The organism is Mesorhizobium sp. M1423 (assembly GCF_040317575.1).
Classification (GTDB): domain Bacteria; phylum Pseudomonadota; class Alphaproteobacteria; order Rhizobiales; family Rhizobiaceae; genus Mesorhizobium.
The window spans coordinates 279,003-295,394 of the sequence record NZ_JAMYKU010000003.1 but is presented as its reverse complement, the minus strand read 5'-3'; the positions used below and the strand labels follow the sequence as shown (position 1 = coordinate 295,394).

The window sequence follows — 16,392 nt, the reverse complement described above, 5'->3', positions numbered from 1 at the left end:
CCGGTACAAAAAATGAATGCTGATCAACTTCGCCCTGATACCGACTCATGACAGGGCGGTTTTTTTGAGTTTGCCCGTGTCGGTCATCGGCAGACTGGGTACGATGACGATCGACTTTGGAACCATGAAGTTTTCCAGTCGTCTCTGGCACTCTTTCTGCAACTGCTTTTCACCGATCATGCTTCCTTGCTCCATCACGACAAATGCCTTCACTGCTTGTCCAAGCAACTCGTCCGGAACGCCGATGACCGCGGCTTCCCGTACGCCCGCAATCTCCATCAACACGTTTTCCACCTCCTTCGGCGCTATCTTCTCGCCCCGCGATTTTATGATCTCGTCGCCGCGACCGACAAAGTAGAGGTAGCCCTCGGCGTCCATCCGGCAGTAATCGCCGGTGTACAGGACCTGCTCGCCCGGCAGCGGTCCGGGCTTGAGCTTCCTGGCCGTCGCCTCCGGCTTGCCCCAGTAACCCTTCATCACCGTCGCTCCGCGGATGACGAGCTGGCCAACGACACCGTGGCCGACCCGCCTGTCATGCTCGTCGACAATCCACATTTCCGTATTGGGGATGGCGATCCCGACGCTCAACGGCTTTCGCTCGAGATCCTCCGGCGGCAGGTAGGTACAGCGCTTGCATTCGGTAAGGCCGTACATCGAATAGATACGGGCACGAGAAAATAGCTCCTGAAGCAGGAGAATGTGCTTGAGCGGCAGAGCGGCCGCAGTGTTCGTGACATAGCGAATACTCGAAAAATCCTGATCCCTGAGAGACTTGAGCTCCCCGAGTGCGGCGAAGATGGTCGGTACGCCGGGAAAGCCCGTCACCCTTTCTTGCTTGATCAGCCCAAGGATCTGCGCGGGGAAGGCGAACGAGCGTTCAAGCACCAGCCGGGCGCCCGCGCCGAATGCCATGATCATCTGGTACAGGCCGTAGTCGAAGGCGAGCGGCAGGACGTTGAGGATCACCTCGTCTTCAGCAAGCGCCAGGTATGAGGAAATCGAGGCGCACGCGGCAACCATGTTTCGGTGCGTCAGCATCACGCCCTTGGGCTCGCCCGTCGAGCCGGACGTATAAATGATTGCAGCAAGATCGATATCGATGCAGCGGCGCGCGGGCGGCGTGCTGCGGGCTGCCGCGACCGCAGTTTCCCAGCGCACAGCATGCGGCAGTTCTTGCAGGTCGTCGCGTTCGATCGGCCCGGAGACGATCATGCAGCGCAACGATGGGCAATTCCGCGCCGGCTCCCTGAAAATCGAATGCAGGTGGTTGTCGGTGATCAGTGCCGTCGGGCGGCAATCGTTGAGCAGATAACCAAGCTTGTCGCTTTTGGTGAGTGGATTGACGATGCACACCACGGCGTTGGCCTTGAGCACGGCCCAGAAAGCGACGACGGCCTCGACAGTGTTGTCGGCGAAGATCACCACCCGATCGCCGCGCGCGATTCCGGCCTGGCTCAAATGATGCGCTATGGCGTTCGAGCGCATATCGAGATCGCCGTAGGTGACACGTTGATTACCGCACACCAGGGCCACCTTCCCGCCGAGCCGGCTGGCAGAGTGGATGAGATAGTCGTGCAGGAGCGGTACGGTGCCATGCATCATGCGAGCACCTCTGCGCGATGCTCGCGGTCGATATCGACGCTGAGCTTGAGCGTGCGAGCTCCACTTGGTCGGCTCGCGATAAATTGCTCATGAAGAAGCTGCGTCGACAGCACCCCGACCAGCGCCATATTATCGGAGTTGGACAGGTCGGCGCCGCCGGCGCTGGCCTGGCACTTGCTCAGGAGACGGGCAACCGACTTAGGATCGAAGACGTTTGCCTCGCGCAGCGCCGCCTCCGAAAGTGCTTCGCGAATATAGGCCGGAGCGCCATCGGCGACGAAGCAAAGCGCGTTGGGGGCCCGGTAGGGCTGCTTCTTGCGAGTGACGATTTCCGACGGCACAATCGGTTGCGCCACACGCTTCAGAACATGCTTTTCATCGAGCACGCGCAGCTTATAGGCGGCCGGAAGCGAATTCGCGAGCCTCACGAGTTCATGATCGAGGAATGGGAAGCGCCCCTCGACGGAATGGGCCAAGAGCATCCTGTCCCCTTGCGATGAAAGCAGGTATCCCGACATCAGCGTCTGGATCTCGATATGCTGGTCCTGCGCAAGGGAGCCCCATCGCGAAAACTCCGCCGGCAGGCGGGCAAGCAGCTCGGACACGGCGTTGCGGCGCTCCGTTTGGGCCCGCATGTCTGCCGAAAACAGCCGCTTGATAGCGCTCGTGGTACGCCAGCGCGTGCCATGCGCAAAACCAGGCGCGTCATGGGCGTGGATGTCGCGCCCGAAGAACTGGCGTGCCATCGCCTGCTGTTGCACCGGCGAGCGGCTGAGATAGGGATAGAGGCGCTCCAGCAGCCGGGAGCGTCGCGTCGAGGCGGGCTGGCGTCCCCAGAAACGGCGGACCTTGCCCTCGCGGAACAGATCGTAGCCGGCGAACATTTCGTCGGCCCCTTCGCCGGTCAGCACGACCTTGATGCCATGCTGACGCACCAGTCTCGATAGCAGGAACAGCGGCGCCGGCGCGGTCCTGAGGATTGGCCGCTCGGTGTGGTAGATCACCTCAGGGAAGATGCCAGCGATATCGCTGCGCGAAACAACCACCTCATGGTGCTCGCTTCCCGCCACGCCGGCAACCAGGCGCTGGAAATGAGTCTCGTCATACTCGGCGTCGGCAAAACGCAGGGAGAAAGTCTGGAAGCGCCCGCCGGCGAAGCGTCTTCCAAGCGCGGCGACCAGCGAGCTGTCGAGCCCGCCGGACAAATAGCAGCCGACCGGCACGTCGGCGCGTACTATCCTGAGCGCCGTAGCGGCTTCCAGGGCGCCGCGCACTTCCTCCACCGCGTCATCAAGTGAACCGGCGAATTCGTCATCGCCGGGTCCGTCAACCTCTGGATAGCTTGGCTTCCAAAAAGCCCGCTCGCGAACGATGCCACTGTCATAAATGCGAATGTGCCCTGGAGTGAGTTCGCTTACTCCTCCAAACACGCCTTGTGGCGGCACGACGGTCCAGAGCGTGAAAGTCTGATCGATGCCGGCTGGATCGAAGGCGCGGGGTATATCCGCATCGGCCGCGAAAATGGCCTTCACCTCGCTGGCGAAGTAAAGCCGTCCGCCGTGCTCGCAAAAATGCAGCGGACAGATGCCGAACCGATCCCGCGACAAGACGAGTCGACCCGCCACGGAGTCCCAAATGGCGACTGCCCATTGCCCATTCATCCGCTCGAAGGCGGCCTCGCCCCAGGCATGATAGGCATGGACGATGACCTCCGTGTCGCTGCGTGTGCGGAAGCGATAACCGAGCGCGACCAGGTCTTGTCGCAGCTCGATGTAATTGAAGATTTCGCCGTTAAAGACGATCCACATTGTGTCGCCCGCGCCAGCGAGTGGCTGCTGGCCACTGGCGAGATCGATGACGGACAGACGGGCATGCGCCAATCCCGCACGTTTGTCCCGGTAAAGACCGCGCTCGTCCGGGCCGCGATGCGCCAGTGTGCCTACCATGCGCATCAGCGCATCACGGGAAGGGGGCGCCGCGGCGGCGCTCAGCGACACAATTCCGGCGATGCCGCACATCGCCTAGCCCTCGCCCATTGAAGAGGACACCAACGGCCGCGCGTGAAGATAGCGTGCGGCGCGCCGTTTGCTGTCGATATCCTTGAAAACTTTCTGAACCTGCACCACGGTGAGACCGGTGGCCTCGGCGACGTCTTCGCTAGCGATCCCGTGGTTTAACCCGTAGAGGCACAAATCCATCAGATAATAAGGCAGTGCGAAGTAGAACTCCTCCTGGCTCTGCGCCATCGAGAAGGTGTCCGTGGTGGGCGGTCTGCGCCGGACCTCTTCCTCCACCCCAAGATATTCGGCCAACTGGTAGACCTGGGTCTTGTAGAGGTGAACGATTGGCATCAGGTCGGCGATTCCGTCGCCCTGCTTGACGAAGAAGCCCTGGTCGTATTCCAGGCGGTTCGGCGTGCCCGCTACCGCGTAGTTGAGGCGGTCGGCATGATAGTACTCGGTCATCTTGCGCAGGCGCTGCTTGTAATTGGTTGCGGCGACGATCTGCAGATAGGCTGCCGACGGCAGACGCACCGTGTCGGTCCTGCCCTCAGGGTCCTGAACCGTGAGGCGCGTGATGTTGAGACCATTGCTCTCGAGAACTGAGGCCAGCACCAGCTTGCATTTCCAGCCGTCCCCATAGTCGGGAACGACAGTCTGGATTGCCTCGGTCTGCCGACAATAGGCGCCGATCGCTTCGAGGGCCGGTGTTATGTCCTCCAGGATCGCATCGATGCCAAGCTGTGCGGCGACAGTGCGGCCAAGCCTTAGCGAGTCACCGGAGGAGTGGCGCTCCGGCATGAATATTCCGAGGACCTTGTCTTTCCCAAAGGCGCGAACACACAACGCCGCGACGACGGAGCTGTCGATGCCGCCTGAGAGGCCGACAACCGCGCCTCGACGTCGCAGCGTGCCAAGGACCTGCTGGCGCAGGATCTGGACGATGCGATCGACCTCCGCAGCAGCGTCGAGCACAAGCGCGTCCTTGCTGAATGTTGAGATCAGGTCGATAGCTTGTACTCCAGTTTGCGAGACTCGGTTGGCGAATAGGTTTGCGCCACCGCTTTCTCGATAAGCGGGCGGTTGGTGGCGAGGTGAGGTTCTACGACCAGATCGATGTGGCTGCCGACGATCGGAATCACGTCCAGATGTCCGAAAGCGCGATCCCAGCCGATGGCCAGAGGCATTCCGGGTCGAGCACAGCGGAACAGGGTGCCTGTGATCGGCAGCGCCGGCTTTGGCTCGGCCACCCACTGGAAGAAGGCTCGCGCGCGCAAAACCTCTTGCAGTTCCAGTTTGGTTCTAAAACTCGTCGCGTTGAACTGTCCCTGAGCGAAACGATCGAGAAACCGGACCAGTTGCGCCTCGCGCCGCATTGCCACGGCGACTTTCGCGAGGGCCCGGCAAGCCATCCGATAAGCGGATACGCGGTTGGTTCGGATTCGATTGAATGTGCGCGTAAACGTCTCCCAGCGAGCGCTTCGCTCGCCGACAAGACTGGTGTCGAGAATGCCAAGGAACCTTACGGTCCGCCCCGCGGCCAGCAGCCGCGCCGCAACTTCGAAAGCGACAGCACCGCCGAGCGAATGACCGAGAAGTCGTATATGACCCGCGGGTTGAGCGCGGCGGATCTGCTCGACGGCGGCATCGGCCATGTCGGAGAGGCTGTTTTGCCCGCGCAGGATCATGGTCAGGGCTGGGTACCTGATCGGGGCAACGCGGGTGATCTTGCCCATCGCTGCTGCAAAGGCAGCAAGGCTCGGGCCGTAGCCGACGGATCCCGGGAACAGAAAAAGAATTGGAGGATCATGCTTCTGGGCGCGCGCGCTTTGGTCGCCTGCCTGTGCAGACGCGACCGCCTTGACCATCTCGTCCAGGCTCATTCCAACGGTGAACGCCTCAAGGCCGAGTTCCTGCCCGATGGCGCTTTCGATTTCCATGACGCAGTGCAGCAGCTTCAGCGAGTCTCCTCCGGCGTCATCCCAGCGTCCCGCCGCTACGCGCGTATTGAGGATGCTGGTCCACGCCCGCTGGACGATCTGCTGCGCCGTCAGCTTGCCTCGCGGCTCGAGCGGACGCGCCGTCGCTGCCGTCCCTCTGGCTGAAAGATCCATCTCTGCAAGTGTCGAGATGTCCACCTTGCCGCTTGGCAGACGCGGGATCTCGGCGATCGTGTGTAACCGCAAGGGACGCAGCGGCGGTGGCAGATTGGTCCTCACAAGCTGGCGAAGCTCGTCCGAAAAGCTCGCTTCGGCCGAGCGCCGAGGAACGGCAAAGGCGACAAGCTCATTGGCCGCAGTCACGATTGCCACGGCATCCGCAACAGCAGGCGCGCAACGCAGCACCCGTTCGAGTTCGGCTGGCTCGACGCGTCGACCGTTGATCTTTACCTGCCGTCCCTTGCGACCGACGATGTGCAGTAAGCCTTGATTATCAAGTCGGACGAGGTCACCTGTCGCGAAAATCCGAAGGCCTGGATCGTCCGGGTCTGATGTCGCCGGCATAACCGCCCCGTCCTCCCAATGGCCAAGCAAGACATACGGGCTCCTGATCAGAAGCTCTCCGCTGCGGCCCGATTGAACGCAGCGGCCCGCTTCGTCGACAATTGCGAAGGTGATTCCAGGCAGCAGCCAACCAACTGGAACCGAATCTCCATGCTCCGGCCAGTCTCGCGGCAAGAACCATTGTGAGCCGGTGGTCTCGGTTGACGAGTAACCGATCTGGATGAGGCACGTATCGGAGACGGCCTTGCGCAGCAGTGCGATGTCGGTCCAGGGCACCTTCTCGCCACCGATCCGGGCGACTCTAAGCGAATGGAACGCTTCAGCAGGTCCGTCGGCCATGAGCGCGCGAAGCAGCGCCGGCACAAGATAGGTGATTGTCACGCCTTCGGATCGCACCAGGCGCTGAACGGCGCGCAAGCCGACCGCTTCGACTTCGACCAGATGCAAAGTGGCTCCGGTGAGAAGGGCTGCAAGAATCTCCCGGTACCCGGCGATTGTGGCGGGTCCGGTCAATGGCAGGAAAACATCATCCGAGTTGATGTGGCATGCATCGACATATTGCTGGACCCGGCACAGCAAGCTGCGCTGGCTGTTAACGATGCCTTTGGGGCGGCCTGTGCTCCCTGACGTATAAAGCACGATGGCGGGCGCATCGACCGAGACGGGGTAGGGCTGAGGCACTTGTACCGATTGCGAGGCCGCACTGGTGGGCACATCGATCCAACTGACCTGGTGAGGCAAACCGGCGGGTCGGACATTGCCCTCGCCCAGGATGGCCGAGAGCCGCGCCCCCGCCACGATTTCTAGGATCCGCGAGCTGGGATCTCGCGCGTTGAGTGGCACCGAAAGTCGCCCAGCCGTCATGCTCGCCAGCATGGCGATGGGATACCAGGCCGAGTTGGCCTGAAGAATCCCTATCGCCTGTCCGTCTGGGACGGCGGCAGCGATCTGGTAGGACAGCGTCTCAACTGCCCGGAGAAGCTGGGAATAAGTCAGACGATTGGCGCCGTCGCTGATTGCAAGCTTGTCGGGGTACTGGCGGACCATATTTCTCAGGTGATCGAATACGGCAACGTTGGTAAAATCGGTGCCCAATCCTTGAAATGGGCGCAGTACCGGACCACCCTGATCCAGTGCGTATTGTGGAACACTTGACCATTTATTGGAGGTCGTTGTCTGACAATCCACCGCTAGATCCTGATCCGCGACTTCTGATCCCAAATATGCCGAAGACATGAGTTGCCCACGCTAAGATTAGGATCACTTATCGCCTCCCGCCCCAATCTTTTCATCGATCATTCTGATGATGCCCCGATCTTCGCCCAAGGACGCTTGGTTAGTCACTTCGCCTGTTTCGCAAGCCGCCGGCAGAGCCAATCATGCCGGGCTCGCGTGGTGCGCATGACGCGGCGAGCACCGGCGTTCGTGCCAGGTTGGCAACGCTGCTGCACATATGCCAAGGTGGATCGAAGACGGAATCGCCGCTATTCAGGCAGATTGCCTATTCTGTGGTTCTCCCGGGCGATACCGGCAATGGTTCGGTATCGGAGTAGCTGCCGACGACAAAACAATATGCATAGATCTGTCCCCGATTTTCATCAGTCACGCGGATCCAGTCTTTTTCCCACTTTCGGAAGGTAATATGTCCATCGGTCACCATGGCCGCAGCCTTGAACGGACTCGGCGCGTTGACGACGCGCACCGAGATCACATCGTCGCCGTCCATACGCTCGACGAGATACGTCTGCATGAAAGCCTCCCGCTAAACCACCCGCACTTTAACGCCGGCTAATAGATTCGGTTGCAACGTGCTTGGCGAAACTTGGGGTGGACACGTTCCATACCTGCAGGCACCTTCGCACTCGGCGTCGACCGCGATGGTCTCGCCTGTCGGCAACGGTTCGCGCGCCCTGAGCGTCGAGACCAAAAGAAGCTCAAGACAGCTCAGCGGGCTGAGATATCGGCCGGATGGCTGAGCGCGCAGCCTGCGCGCCGCCCAGACCGGCACCATCGCCGCGCCGATTTCGGACGTCACCAACCCCTTTTTCGCCGAGTTCGTACGCGGACTGGGGACGCAGCCCACCAGCGCGCCGAGCGCTATAATATTCTGCTGTTCAACACCGAGGAGAAACACGGCACGCGAAGCGCGCGAGATCGACCGGGTGCTGGAGCGCCGCATCGACGGCATCGTCATGGCACCGGCGGCGGCAACGAGGAGTTGCTCGCCGACCTCGCCGAGAGCGGACTGTCACTCGTCTTCGGCCACCGCAGGCTGAAGGGCGTGCTGCTGGAACGTCAGTCGTATTTGGCCAGGAAGCGCCCGACGGCGGCGAGGCAGTCGTGCTTTTCCTCGACATGCGGCATGTGGCTGGAATTCGGGAAGACCAAACCTTCGACGTGGGGAATACGATCGAGAAAGGGCTGGACGCAGGCCTCGGTCGCTTCGTCGTAGAAGCCGCGGAAAACCAGGGTCGGCGCCTCGATCTGATGCAGGCGGTCGACGACGGTCCAGTTCCGCATCGTGCCGATGACGTGGAACTCATTGGGACCATTCATGGTGTGATAGACGGTCGGATCTTCCTCGATTGCCGCAAATGTCCGGGCGACCTCTGGCGGCATCGGAACGACGCGACAGACATGGCGGTCGTAGAAAGCCTTCGTCGCCGCAACATATTCCGGATGATCGGTGGTTCCTGCCGCTTCGTGCCGGTCGAGCGCGCTTTGTACATCGACTGGCAGCCCGGCGCGCAATTGCCGGGCTCCTTCCACCCACAGCACCATCGAGGCCAGCGAATTGGCCAGGATCAATGCCTTGAGCCCCTCCGGGCGGCGCACCGCGTGCTCGGCCGAAAGTATGCCGCCCCAGGATTGGCCCAGCAGGGCGTAGCGGCTGGCAATGCCGAGATGGGCGAGCAGCGCATCGAGTTCGCCCAGGAAGAAATCGACGGTCCAGAAGTCACCGCCCTTATCCGGCAGATGGGTCGATTTGCCATTGCCGATCTGGTCGTAGTGGATGACGGCTCGTCCGGTTTCGGCAAGCTCCTTGAATGAATCCACATAGTCGTGCGTGCAGCCCGGTCCACCATGAGCGACGATCAGGGGCAGCTTGCCCGAGGTGAGGTCTCCGGTCACTCGGTACCAGGTGCGATAGCCCTGGTATTGGCTAAATCCTTCGGTGATCGCATGCGCCGTCACAATCAAAGCTCCGCATCATGGCGCGGCAGGAGCCGAAGTGTGGACCCTCCCAAGCCTTGTTTTGCGGCCGACGGTACTAAGCGGCCCGGCGCATTTACAGCTAGCACTATTTATAGGTTTGCCGGTTATGAGTTTGCCCGAGGCAAGGCCGATCGCCCGCAGGTCGAGAGCCTCAATGCTCCGGTTCAAGCAGCCGGTAATGGGCGGCGAGCGCGATGGCATGGAAGCGGTTGCGCGCGCCAAGCTTTCGCGTCGCCGCGTTGAGGTGCAGCGTTGCGGTAGGCACCGCGCGGCCAATCTCACGCGCGACCTGCTTGGCCGTCAGTCCGGCAGCGGCCAGGCGCAGGCACTGGCGTTCGCGCGACGTCAGATGGACATGTTGGCAGGTGCGGATTCCAGCATCGAAACCGGCATAGACGGAATCATGCAGCAGATGACCCAGATCGCCGATCTCGGCGATGAAGGGTCTGGCTTCGGCCTCGAATCCGGCCTCCGGATCGGCACGGATAGCGGTGAAGGTGGCGAGATCGCCGCCGGCAAGGCGAATGGGTACGGTGACGCCGCAGGTCATCCTCGTGTCAAGCAGATAGCTGACCACAGGATCGTGCTTGGACTGAAGCACACGCTGCATGACGGTGCTCTGAACGCCGTTGTGCGACCAGAGAAACGGTCTCGATACGGCGAGCGCGGCCTCCTGCACCGGGTCGAGTTGATAATATCCGCCCTTGCACCAGAGATCCTGCATGTCGCGCGGCACGTTGCGCAGAGCCATCAGCGAAGGCGTGATAAGCTCGCCCTTGTGACTGACCGGCACCGGCGTATAGTCGTAGATGAGCGCGGTGAAACCGACGGGCTCCAGCACCTCCGTCGCCACCGCCATGGCAGCGTCGATGCTCATTCCCGTTCGGAACCGGCTCTCTAGATCGCCTGGAAGGCTTTGCATCCGGCAAGCTTACCCGCTGGTCATTGCTTGTCAAATAGCCATGTCGGTCGGCTGCTCAACAAATAGGCGGGAATAAGCCTGTTCGACCCTATCTATCTTAATAGCTATCCCGTCCGGCTTCGCTCGACGTAGTCTTTTGCGATTGGGCGAAGTAGCGGACGCCGTTCGCAAACCCAAGACTGTTTTCAGCCGCGCGATGGTCGATCGACCGGGTTCAGCACGGCAAAAAGCGACACGCCTCCATGAGGGAACAAATATGCGGCCTCAAAAAGCATTTGCAGCGTTGATACCCGGCCTGGCTCTGCTCGGCGTGACGATGATGTCGCCGGCAAGCAGTGCCTTGGCCGCCGAGGGCAAGCCAGGCGGCACGCTCCGATTGCTGGCCAATGCCGCGGCAGGCACCGCCGATCCGCACATCAATTACACGCTGCAGTATTTCCAGATCAATTATGTCCTCTACGATGGCCTGGTGACCTACAGGAAGGCCGGAGACAAGACCGGCTTCGAGGTCGTCGCGGACCTGGCGGAAAGCCTCCCGCAGGTCGAGAACGGCGGCAAGACCTATGTCTTCAAGCTGCGCAAGGGCATCAAGTTCGCCGATGGCTCGGACGTCACGACCAAAGACGTGGTCGCTTCGTTCCAGCGCATCTTCAAGATCAGCGGGCCGACGGCCGGGACCTTCTACAAAGGCATCATCGGCGCGGATGCATGCTTGAAGGCGCCCGCGACATGCTCCCTCGAAGGTGGCCTGTCTGTCGACGATGCGGCCGGAACCATTACCTTCAACTTGGTCCAGCCGGATGCCGAGTTCCTGCAGAAGCTTGCCGTTCCACACGCGTCGATCCTGCCGGCGAGCGCGCCGCTCAAGGACGCCGGCACCGATCCGATTCCGGGCACCGGACCCTATATGATCGCCAGCTACGACCCCAACAAGCTGATGAAGATTGTGCGCAACCCTCACTTCAAGGAATGGAGCAAGGAAGCGCAGCCGGCCGGATATCCGGACGAGATCGACTATGAATTCGGCCTTACCGACGAGGCGGCGGTGACGGCGGTCGAGAATGGCCAGGCGGACTGGATGTTCGATCCGCCGCCGTCCGACCGTCTCGCCGAACTCGGCACCAAATATGCCAAGCAGGTCACGGTTCACCCGCTGACGGCGATGTGGTACGCGCCGATGAACACCAATCTGGCGCCGTTCAACGACATCCGCGTTCGCCAGGCGGTGAACTTCGCCATCGACCGCGCCGCGATCGTCAAGCTTTTCGGCGGCAGCAATCTGGCGCAGCCGGCCTGTCAGATCCTGCCGCCGGGCTTCCCGTCATTCGCAGCCTATTGCCCGTTCACTGCCAATCCGGGTGAGAAGTGGTCCGCGCCGGATATGGATAAGGCCAAGCAATTGGTTGCTGAATCGGGAACCGCAGGTCAGGAGGTGACGATCATCACCGAGGACACCACTGTCTCCAAGGCGATCGGCGTCTATCTGCAGGACGTGCTCAACCAGCTTGGCTACAAGACGTCGGTCAAGCCGATTTCGCAGAACATCCAGTTCACCTACATCCAGAACACCAACAACAAGGTGCAGATTTCGATCTCGCAATGGTTCCAGGATTACCCGGCGCCATCGAATTTCCTGCAGGTCTTGTTCAGCTGTGCCTCGTTTACGCCAGGTTCCGACGCCTCGGTCAATATTTCGGGGTTCTGCGACAAGTCGATCGACGCATCGATGGACGAGGCAGAGGCAGCCACCATCGCCGATCCGGCCAAGGGCGCGACACTCTGGACCGCCATCGACAAGGCGGTGACGGACAAGGCGCCGGTCGCCGTCCTGTTCACGCCGAAGCGGGTCGATGTCATCTCGTCCAGGCTGACGAACTTCACCTTCAGCCCACAATTCTACTGGATCGTCAGCCAGTCTTGGGTGGAATAACCTCCCGGAGCCAATGCGACGGAGCGCCGCCGGCTCTCCGTCGCATTTCCTTTTCCGGCGGATCAGCGCATCTTTCAGGCCGAGATTTTTCCTAGGCAATCCTGTTCATGGTCAATGTCATTGCGGATCAGCCCGCCATCTCGGTTCGCCGGGCCACCGATGGCCCGTGGCGCACGGCATGGCGCAAGCTGAAAGGCGATCGTTCGGCAATATCGGCATTCGCCGTGCTCGTCGTCGTCGTGATCGCCTCGCTCGCGGCGCCGCTTTATGCGCGGTACGTCTCCGGCACCGATCCATTTGTGACCAATCTCAATGGCGAGGTCGTCGTCGATGGGGTGACCCAGCCGGTGCTGCAGCCCTCCACAGAAGGCCTTGGCCTCGGCATGACGCCGATCGGGCCGACGTGGCGCATCGGTCCCTACCTGCTCGGAGCCGACAACCAGGGCCGCGACGTCGCGGCGCGGCTGCTTTACGGCGGACGGGATTCGCTGTTGATCTCGGGTGCTGCAGCCGCGCTGTGCCTCGTCCTCGCGACGTTTCTGGGGGTCGTCTCCGGGTTCTTCGGTGGCATCGTCGACATCGGCCTGTCGCGCATTCTCGACGTGCTCTGGGCCTTCCCGATTTTCCTGCTGGCGATCTCGCTGTCGATCGTGCTGATTGCGCAGAGTATCCAGATCGGTCCATTCGAAATCCGCTCCGGCAGCCTGTGGCTACCGGTCTTCATCATCGGCATCGTCTATGTGCCCTATGTGGCGCGGCCGATCCGTGGCCATGTCCTGACCTTGATGCATGCCGAATTCGTGACCGCTGCGATCGGCCTGGGCGCGTCGCCCTGGCGCATCCTTTTGCGCGACATCATGCCCAATGTGGTGACCCGGATCATCGTTTTCGTGCCGTTGATCCTGGCGCTCAACATGATGACGGAATCCTCGCTGTCGTTCCTGTCGATCGGCGTGCAGCCGCCGGATGCCAGCTGGGGCACCATCATCCAGGACGGCCAGGGCCTGCTCTATTCGCGGCCGGTCGTTGCACTGGCGCCGGGGCTGGCCATCGTCATCACGGTCCTGGCCCTCAACATTCTGGGCGACGGCGTACGCGACGCGCTCGATCCGAAATCCTCGCCGAGGGGCGTCTAGTGGTTGCCGCGCTCGGCTTCCGGCTTGGCCAGATGGTGCTGGTCATGTTCGGCATAAGTGTCGTTGCTTTCCTGATTTTCTTTGCGACGCCGGGCGCCGATCCGTCGGCGCGCATTGCCGGCCGCAATGCTTCGCAAGAGACGTTGATCCAGGTGCGCCACGATTTCGGTCTCGACCGGCCATTGCCTGTGCAATATGGGCTGATGATGAACCGGCTTTTTGTCAGCCGTGATCTCACCTCCTTCGTCAATCGCGGGCAGCGCGTCATCCCGACCGTGATAAGCGCCATTCCGGTGACGCTGTCGCTGGTCGGCGGCGCGGCAGTGCTGTGGGTGCTGGGTGGACTGATTGTCGGGGTGATCGCAGGCGCAACGCGCGGTACATTCGTTGATCGCGCGCTGATGATCCTGAGCCTGGTCGGCGTGTCGATCCCGGTCTTCTGGCTGGGCGAGGTCGCCAACCTGCTGACACAAAGCCGCTGGCACGACAGCTGGCTGTTTTCCTGGGTTCCTCCGCTCGGCTACATCCCCCTGACCGAGAATCCCTGGGGCTGGTTCAAGGCGCTCGTCATTCCGTGGTTCACGCTGGCAACCCTCTATGTCGGCCTCTATGGACGGGTGCTGCGCGCAAGCCTGATCGAGATGATGCAGGAGGATTTCATCCGCACCGCCCGGGCCAAGGGGATCGGCGAGCGCCGGGTGTTGCTGCATCATGGCCTCAGGACCTCGCTGGTCGCGTTCGTTACCATGTTCGGCCTCGATTTTGGTGCCCTGGTCGGCGGCGGCGCACTGTTGACCGAAGTGGTCTTCGGATTGCAGGGTGTCGGGAAACTGACCTATGAGGCACTGCAGACCCTCGATCTGCCGATGATCCTGGCCACGGTGATCTACGCCGCCTTCTTCGTGGTGATGGCAAACTTCATCGTCGACGTCGTCTTCGTCATCATCGACCCGAGGGCACGCAATGTCGGCTGATGCTCCTCTTCTGGTGGTCAAGGACCTCACCGTCTCCTTCCGCAGCGACGAGGGCCTGGTGCGGGCGGTGGGAGGCGTCTCGTTTGCCGTCGAGCAGCGCGAGATCATCGGGGTGGTCGGCGAATCCGGTTCGGGCAAAAGCCAGACCTTGCTCGCCATCATGGGGCTGATCGACAGCCCCAACGCTATCGTCTCCGGTTCCATCCGTTTCATGGGACAGGAGCTGATCGGGCTCAGCCGGCGTGCGCTCGATGCCATTCGCGGCCGCCAGATCGCGATGATCTTCCAGGATCCGATGTCGGCGCTCACTCCTGTGCATACGATCGGCAACCAGATCGGCGAGCAGGTGCGCGCGCATGAAAAAGTGTCGGCGAAAGCCGCGCGGGCGCGGGCCGTGCAATTGCTGGATGCGGTCGGCATCGCAAATCCGGATCGGGTCGTCGACAGCTACCCGCACCAGCTTTCCGGCGGCATGCGCCAGCGCGCGGTGATTGCCATGGCACTCTCCTGCAACCCGGCGCTGCTCGTCGCGGATGAACCGACCACAGCCCTCGATGTTACCGTGCAGGCGCAGATCCTCGAGCTGATCGGACGATTGCGCGACCAGTTCGGCTCGGCGGTGATCCTGGTCACGCATGATCTTGGCGTCGTTGCCGAAGTCGCGGACCGGGTGCTGGTGATGTATGGCGGACGCTTTGTCGAGGAGGGCGGCAAGAGCAGCGTGTTCCGGGCGCCGCTGCATCCCTACACATGGGGCTTGTTCGGCTCGATCCCGCCGATGGGGGGACCACGTCCGGCCCGGCTTGCCGCTATCCCGGGGATTCCGCCCTCGCTCTCCAACCTGCCGAAAGGCTGCGCCTTCGGCCCCCGGTGTGCCTTTCGCCACGACGCCTGTCTGGTCCAGCTGCCGATCATGCAAGGCGAGAGCCATCGCGCCGCCTGCGTGTTGCCGGAGTCCATGCGCAGACAATCCGCTGTCCAGAAGGCTGGCGGCGTGGAGATGCAACGATGAATGCCGTGCCGCGCCCGCTGCTTCGCGCCGGCGATCTGTCGAAACGTTATAGCGTCGGCCGCTCGATCTTCCCGGCACAGCGCCGGACCGTACATGCGGTCGATAAGGTGTCTCTCGACATCTGGCCCGGGGAAACGCTCGGCATCGTCGGTGAGTCCGGTTGCGGCAAATCCACGCTTGGCCGGTGTCTGGTGCGTCTGACCGAAATCAGCTCGGGGTCGCTGGAATTCGAGGGCCGCGACATCAGCGATGCCTCCCAGCGCCAGCTTCGTCCGTTGCGGCGGCAGATGCAGATGGTCTTTCAGGATCCCAGCGCTTCGCTCAATCCGCGCCGGCGGGTCGGCGATCTGCTGGCCGATCCATTCCGTATCCATGAACGCCTCTCGGCATCGGAAATGGCGGATCGCGTGGCCGACCTTCTGCGCCGGGTCGACTTGTCGCCCCAGCACGCATCGCGCTATCCGCACGAATTCTCCGGCGGCCAGCGCCAGCGTATCGGCATCGCCCGTGCGCTGGCGCTGCGGCCACGGCTGATCGTGGCCGACGAGCCGGTCTCGGCGCTCGACGTGTCGATCCAGGCGCAGATCGTCAATCTGCTCGCCGATCTGCGCGAGGAGTTCAACCTGACCTATGTGTTCATCGCTCACGACCTTTCCGTGGTGCGTCAGATCTCGAGCCGTGTGGCGGTAATGTATCTGGGATCGATCGTGGAGAGTGGGCCGACCGACGAGGTCTTTGCGGCGCCCAGACACCATTACACCGCGGCGCTGCGTTCCGCCGTGCCGATACCCAGCATCGACCGGGCGCGGCGCGGGCGGTTGGTACTCAAGGGCGACCTGCCCAGCCCGATGAACCCACCTTCGGGATGCCGGTTCCACACCCGCTGCCCAGCCGCCACCTCCCTCTGCCGCAGCGAGCGTCCGCTTCTTCAAAGCATCGGCGATGGCCGCCTGGTTGCATGCCATCATCCAGCCGGCGGTTGAGAACACACGTTTCTCGTTCAGCTGCATCATCTGATCACGACCGCTCGGGCCGGGATTTCATCACGGCACGTCGGCTTCAGAGAGATCAGACGCCATCTGGACCCTGCACGATC

The 16,392-nt window shown here is 62.0% G+C and carries 12 protein-coding genes; 5 read left to right on the top strand and 7 right to left on the bottom strand.

Going from position 1 to position 16,392, the window contains the following annotated elements:
* Nucleotides 1–45 precede the first annotated feature (45 nt).
* From NKG95_RS06195 to NKG95_RS06165, 7 genes are all read right to left on the bottom strand, one after another.
* Nucleotides 46–1,602, bottom strand: coding sequence for a class I adenylate-forming enzyme family protein (locus NKG95_RS06195; protein ID WP_353040200.1), 1,557 nt, complete (start codon nucleotides 1,600–1,602; stop codon nucleotides 46–48).
* On the bottom strand, nucleotides 1,599–3,620 hold the full coding sequence (asnB, locus tag NKG95_RS06190; RefSeq protein ID WP_023718548.1) for an asparagine synthase (glutamine-hydrolyzing): 2,022 nt from the start codon (nucleotides 3,618–3,620) through the stop codon (nucleotides 1,599–1,601). The genes NKG95_RS06195 and asnB overlap by 4 nt, the downstream gene beginning before the upstream one ends.
* Nucleotides 3,621–3,623: 3 nt before the next feature.
* Entirely contained in the window at nucleotides 3,624–4,607 is a 984-nt protein-coding gene (nadE, locus tag NKG95_RS06185) for an NAD(+) synthase (RefSeq protein WP_031193946.1), read from the bottom strand.
* Nucleotides 4,604–7,342 (bottom strand): AMP-binding protein, encoded by a 2,739-nt coding sequence (locus NKG95_RS06180; RefSeq protein ID WP_353040199.1) that lies wholly within the window; start codon nucleotides 7,340–7,342, stop codon nucleotides 4,604–4,606. The genes nadE and NKG95_RS06180 overlap by 4 nt, the downstream gene beginning before the upstream one ends.
* A gap of 265 nt (nucleotides 7,343–7,607) precedes the next feature.
* Nucleotides 7,608–7,856 (bottom strand): hypothetical protein, encoded by a 249-nt coding sequence (locus tag NKG95_RS06175; RefSeq protein WP_353040198.1) that lies wholly within the window; start codon nucleotides 7,854–7,856, stop codon nucleotides 7,608–7,610.
* Nucleotides 7,857–8,401: 545 nt separating this feature from the next.
* Complete coding sequence (locus NKG95_RS06170; protein WP_353040197.1) at nucleotides 8,402–9,301, bottom strand: proline iminopeptidase-family hydrolase; 900 nt, start codon at nucleotides 9,299–9,301, stop codon at nucleotides 8,402–8,404.
* A 172-nt stretch (nucleotides 9,302–9,473) separates the two neighbouring features.
* Nucleotides 9,474–10,199: a helix-turn-helix transcriptional regulator gene (locus tag NKG95_RS06165; RefSeq protein ID WP_353040196.1), complete on the bottom strand. Its 726-nt coding sequence runs from the start codon at nucleotides 10,197–10,199 to the stop codon at nucleotides 9,474–9,476.
* A 301-nt stretch (nucleotides 10,200–10,500) separates the two neighbouring features.
* Here NKG95_RS06165 and NKG95_RS06160 point away from each other — a divergent pair, with 301 nt between their 5' ends.
* The 5 genes from NKG95_RS06160 (at nucleotide 10,501) to NKG95_RS06140 (ending at nucleotide 16,279) form a co-directional block, all read left to right on the top strand.
* Nucleotides 10,501–12,174: an ABC transporter substrate-binding protein gene (locus NKG95_RS06160; RefSeq protein ID WP_353040195.1), complete on the top strand. Its 1,674-nt coding sequence runs from the start codon at nucleotides 10,501–10,503 to the stop codon at nucleotides 12,172–12,174.
* Nucleotides 12,175–12,281: 107 nt separating this feature from the next.
* Nucleotides 12,282–13,310: an ABC transporter permease gene (locus NKG95_RS06155; protein ID WP_352484598.1), complete on the top strand. Its 1,029-nt coding sequence runs from the start codon at nucleotides 12,282–12,284 to the stop codon at nucleotides 13,308–13,310.
* A complete protein-coding gene (locus NKG95_RS06150; RefSeq protein WP_023718540.1) occupies nucleotides 13,310–14,284 on the top strand; it encodes an ABC transporter permease in 975 nt (324 codons plus the stop codon). Before NKG95_RS06155 ends, NKG95_RS06150 begins: the two co-directional genes overlap by 1 nt.
* On the top strand, nucleotides 14,274–15,296 hold the full coding sequence (locus NKG95_RS06145; RefSeq protein ID WP_353040194.1) for an ABC transporter ATP-binding protein: 1,023 nt from the start codon (nucleotides 14,274–14,276) through the stop codon (nucleotides 15,294–15,296). The genes NKG95_RS06150 and NKG95_RS06145 overlap by 11 nt, the downstream gene beginning before the upstream one ends.
* Nucleotides 15,293–16,279, top strand: a complete 987-nt coding sequence (locus NKG95_RS06140; RefSeq protein WP_352639398.1) for an ABC transporter ATP-binding protein — start codon at nucleotides 15,293–15,295, stop codon at nucleotides 16,277–16,279. Before NKG95_RS06145 ends, NKG95_RS06140 begins: the two co-directional genes overlap by 4 nt.
* Nucleotides 16,280–16,392 lie beyond the last annotated feature (113 nt).

Excerpts from the sequence above, each read along its gene's own strand:
- NKG95_RS06195 (WP_353040200.1), bottom strand. The coding sequence starts at position 1,602 with ATGATGCATGGCACCGTACCGCTCCTGCACGACTATCTCATCCACTCT.
- asnB (WP_023718548.1), bottom strand. The coding sequence starts at position 3,620 with ATGTGCGGCATCGCCGGAATTGTGTCGCTGAGCGCCGCCGCGGCGCCC.
- NKG95_RS06180 (WP_353040199.1), bottom strand. The coding sequence starts at position 7,342 with ATGTCTTCGGCATATTTGGGATCAGAAGTCGCGGATCAGGATCTAGCG.
- NKG95_RS06175 (WP_353040198.1), bottom strand. The coding sequence starts at position 7,856 with ATGCAGACGTATCTCGTCGAGCGTATGGACGGCGACGATGTGATCTCG.
- NKG95_RS06165 (WP_353040196.1), bottom strand. The coding sequence starts at position 10,199 with ATGAGCATCGACGCTGCCATGGCGGTGGCGACGGAGGTGCTGGAGCCC.
- NKG95_RS06160 (WP_353040195.1), top strand. The coding sequence starts at position 10,501 with ATGCGGCCTCAAAAAGCATTTGCAGCGTTGATACCCGGCCTGGCTCTG.
- NKG95_RS06155 (WP_352484598.1), top strand. The coding sequence starts at position 12,282 with ATGGTCAATGTCATTGCGGATCAGCCCGCCATCTCGGTTCGCCGGGCC.
- NKG95_RS06145 (WP_353040194.1), top strand. The coding sequence starts at position 14,274 with ATGTCGGCTGATGCTCCTCTTCTGGTGGTCAAGGACCTCACCGTCTCC.
- NKG95_RS06140 (WP_352639398.1), top strand. The coding sequence starts at position 15,293 with ATGAATGCCGTGCCGCGCCCGCTGCTTCGCGCCGGCGATCTGTCGAAA.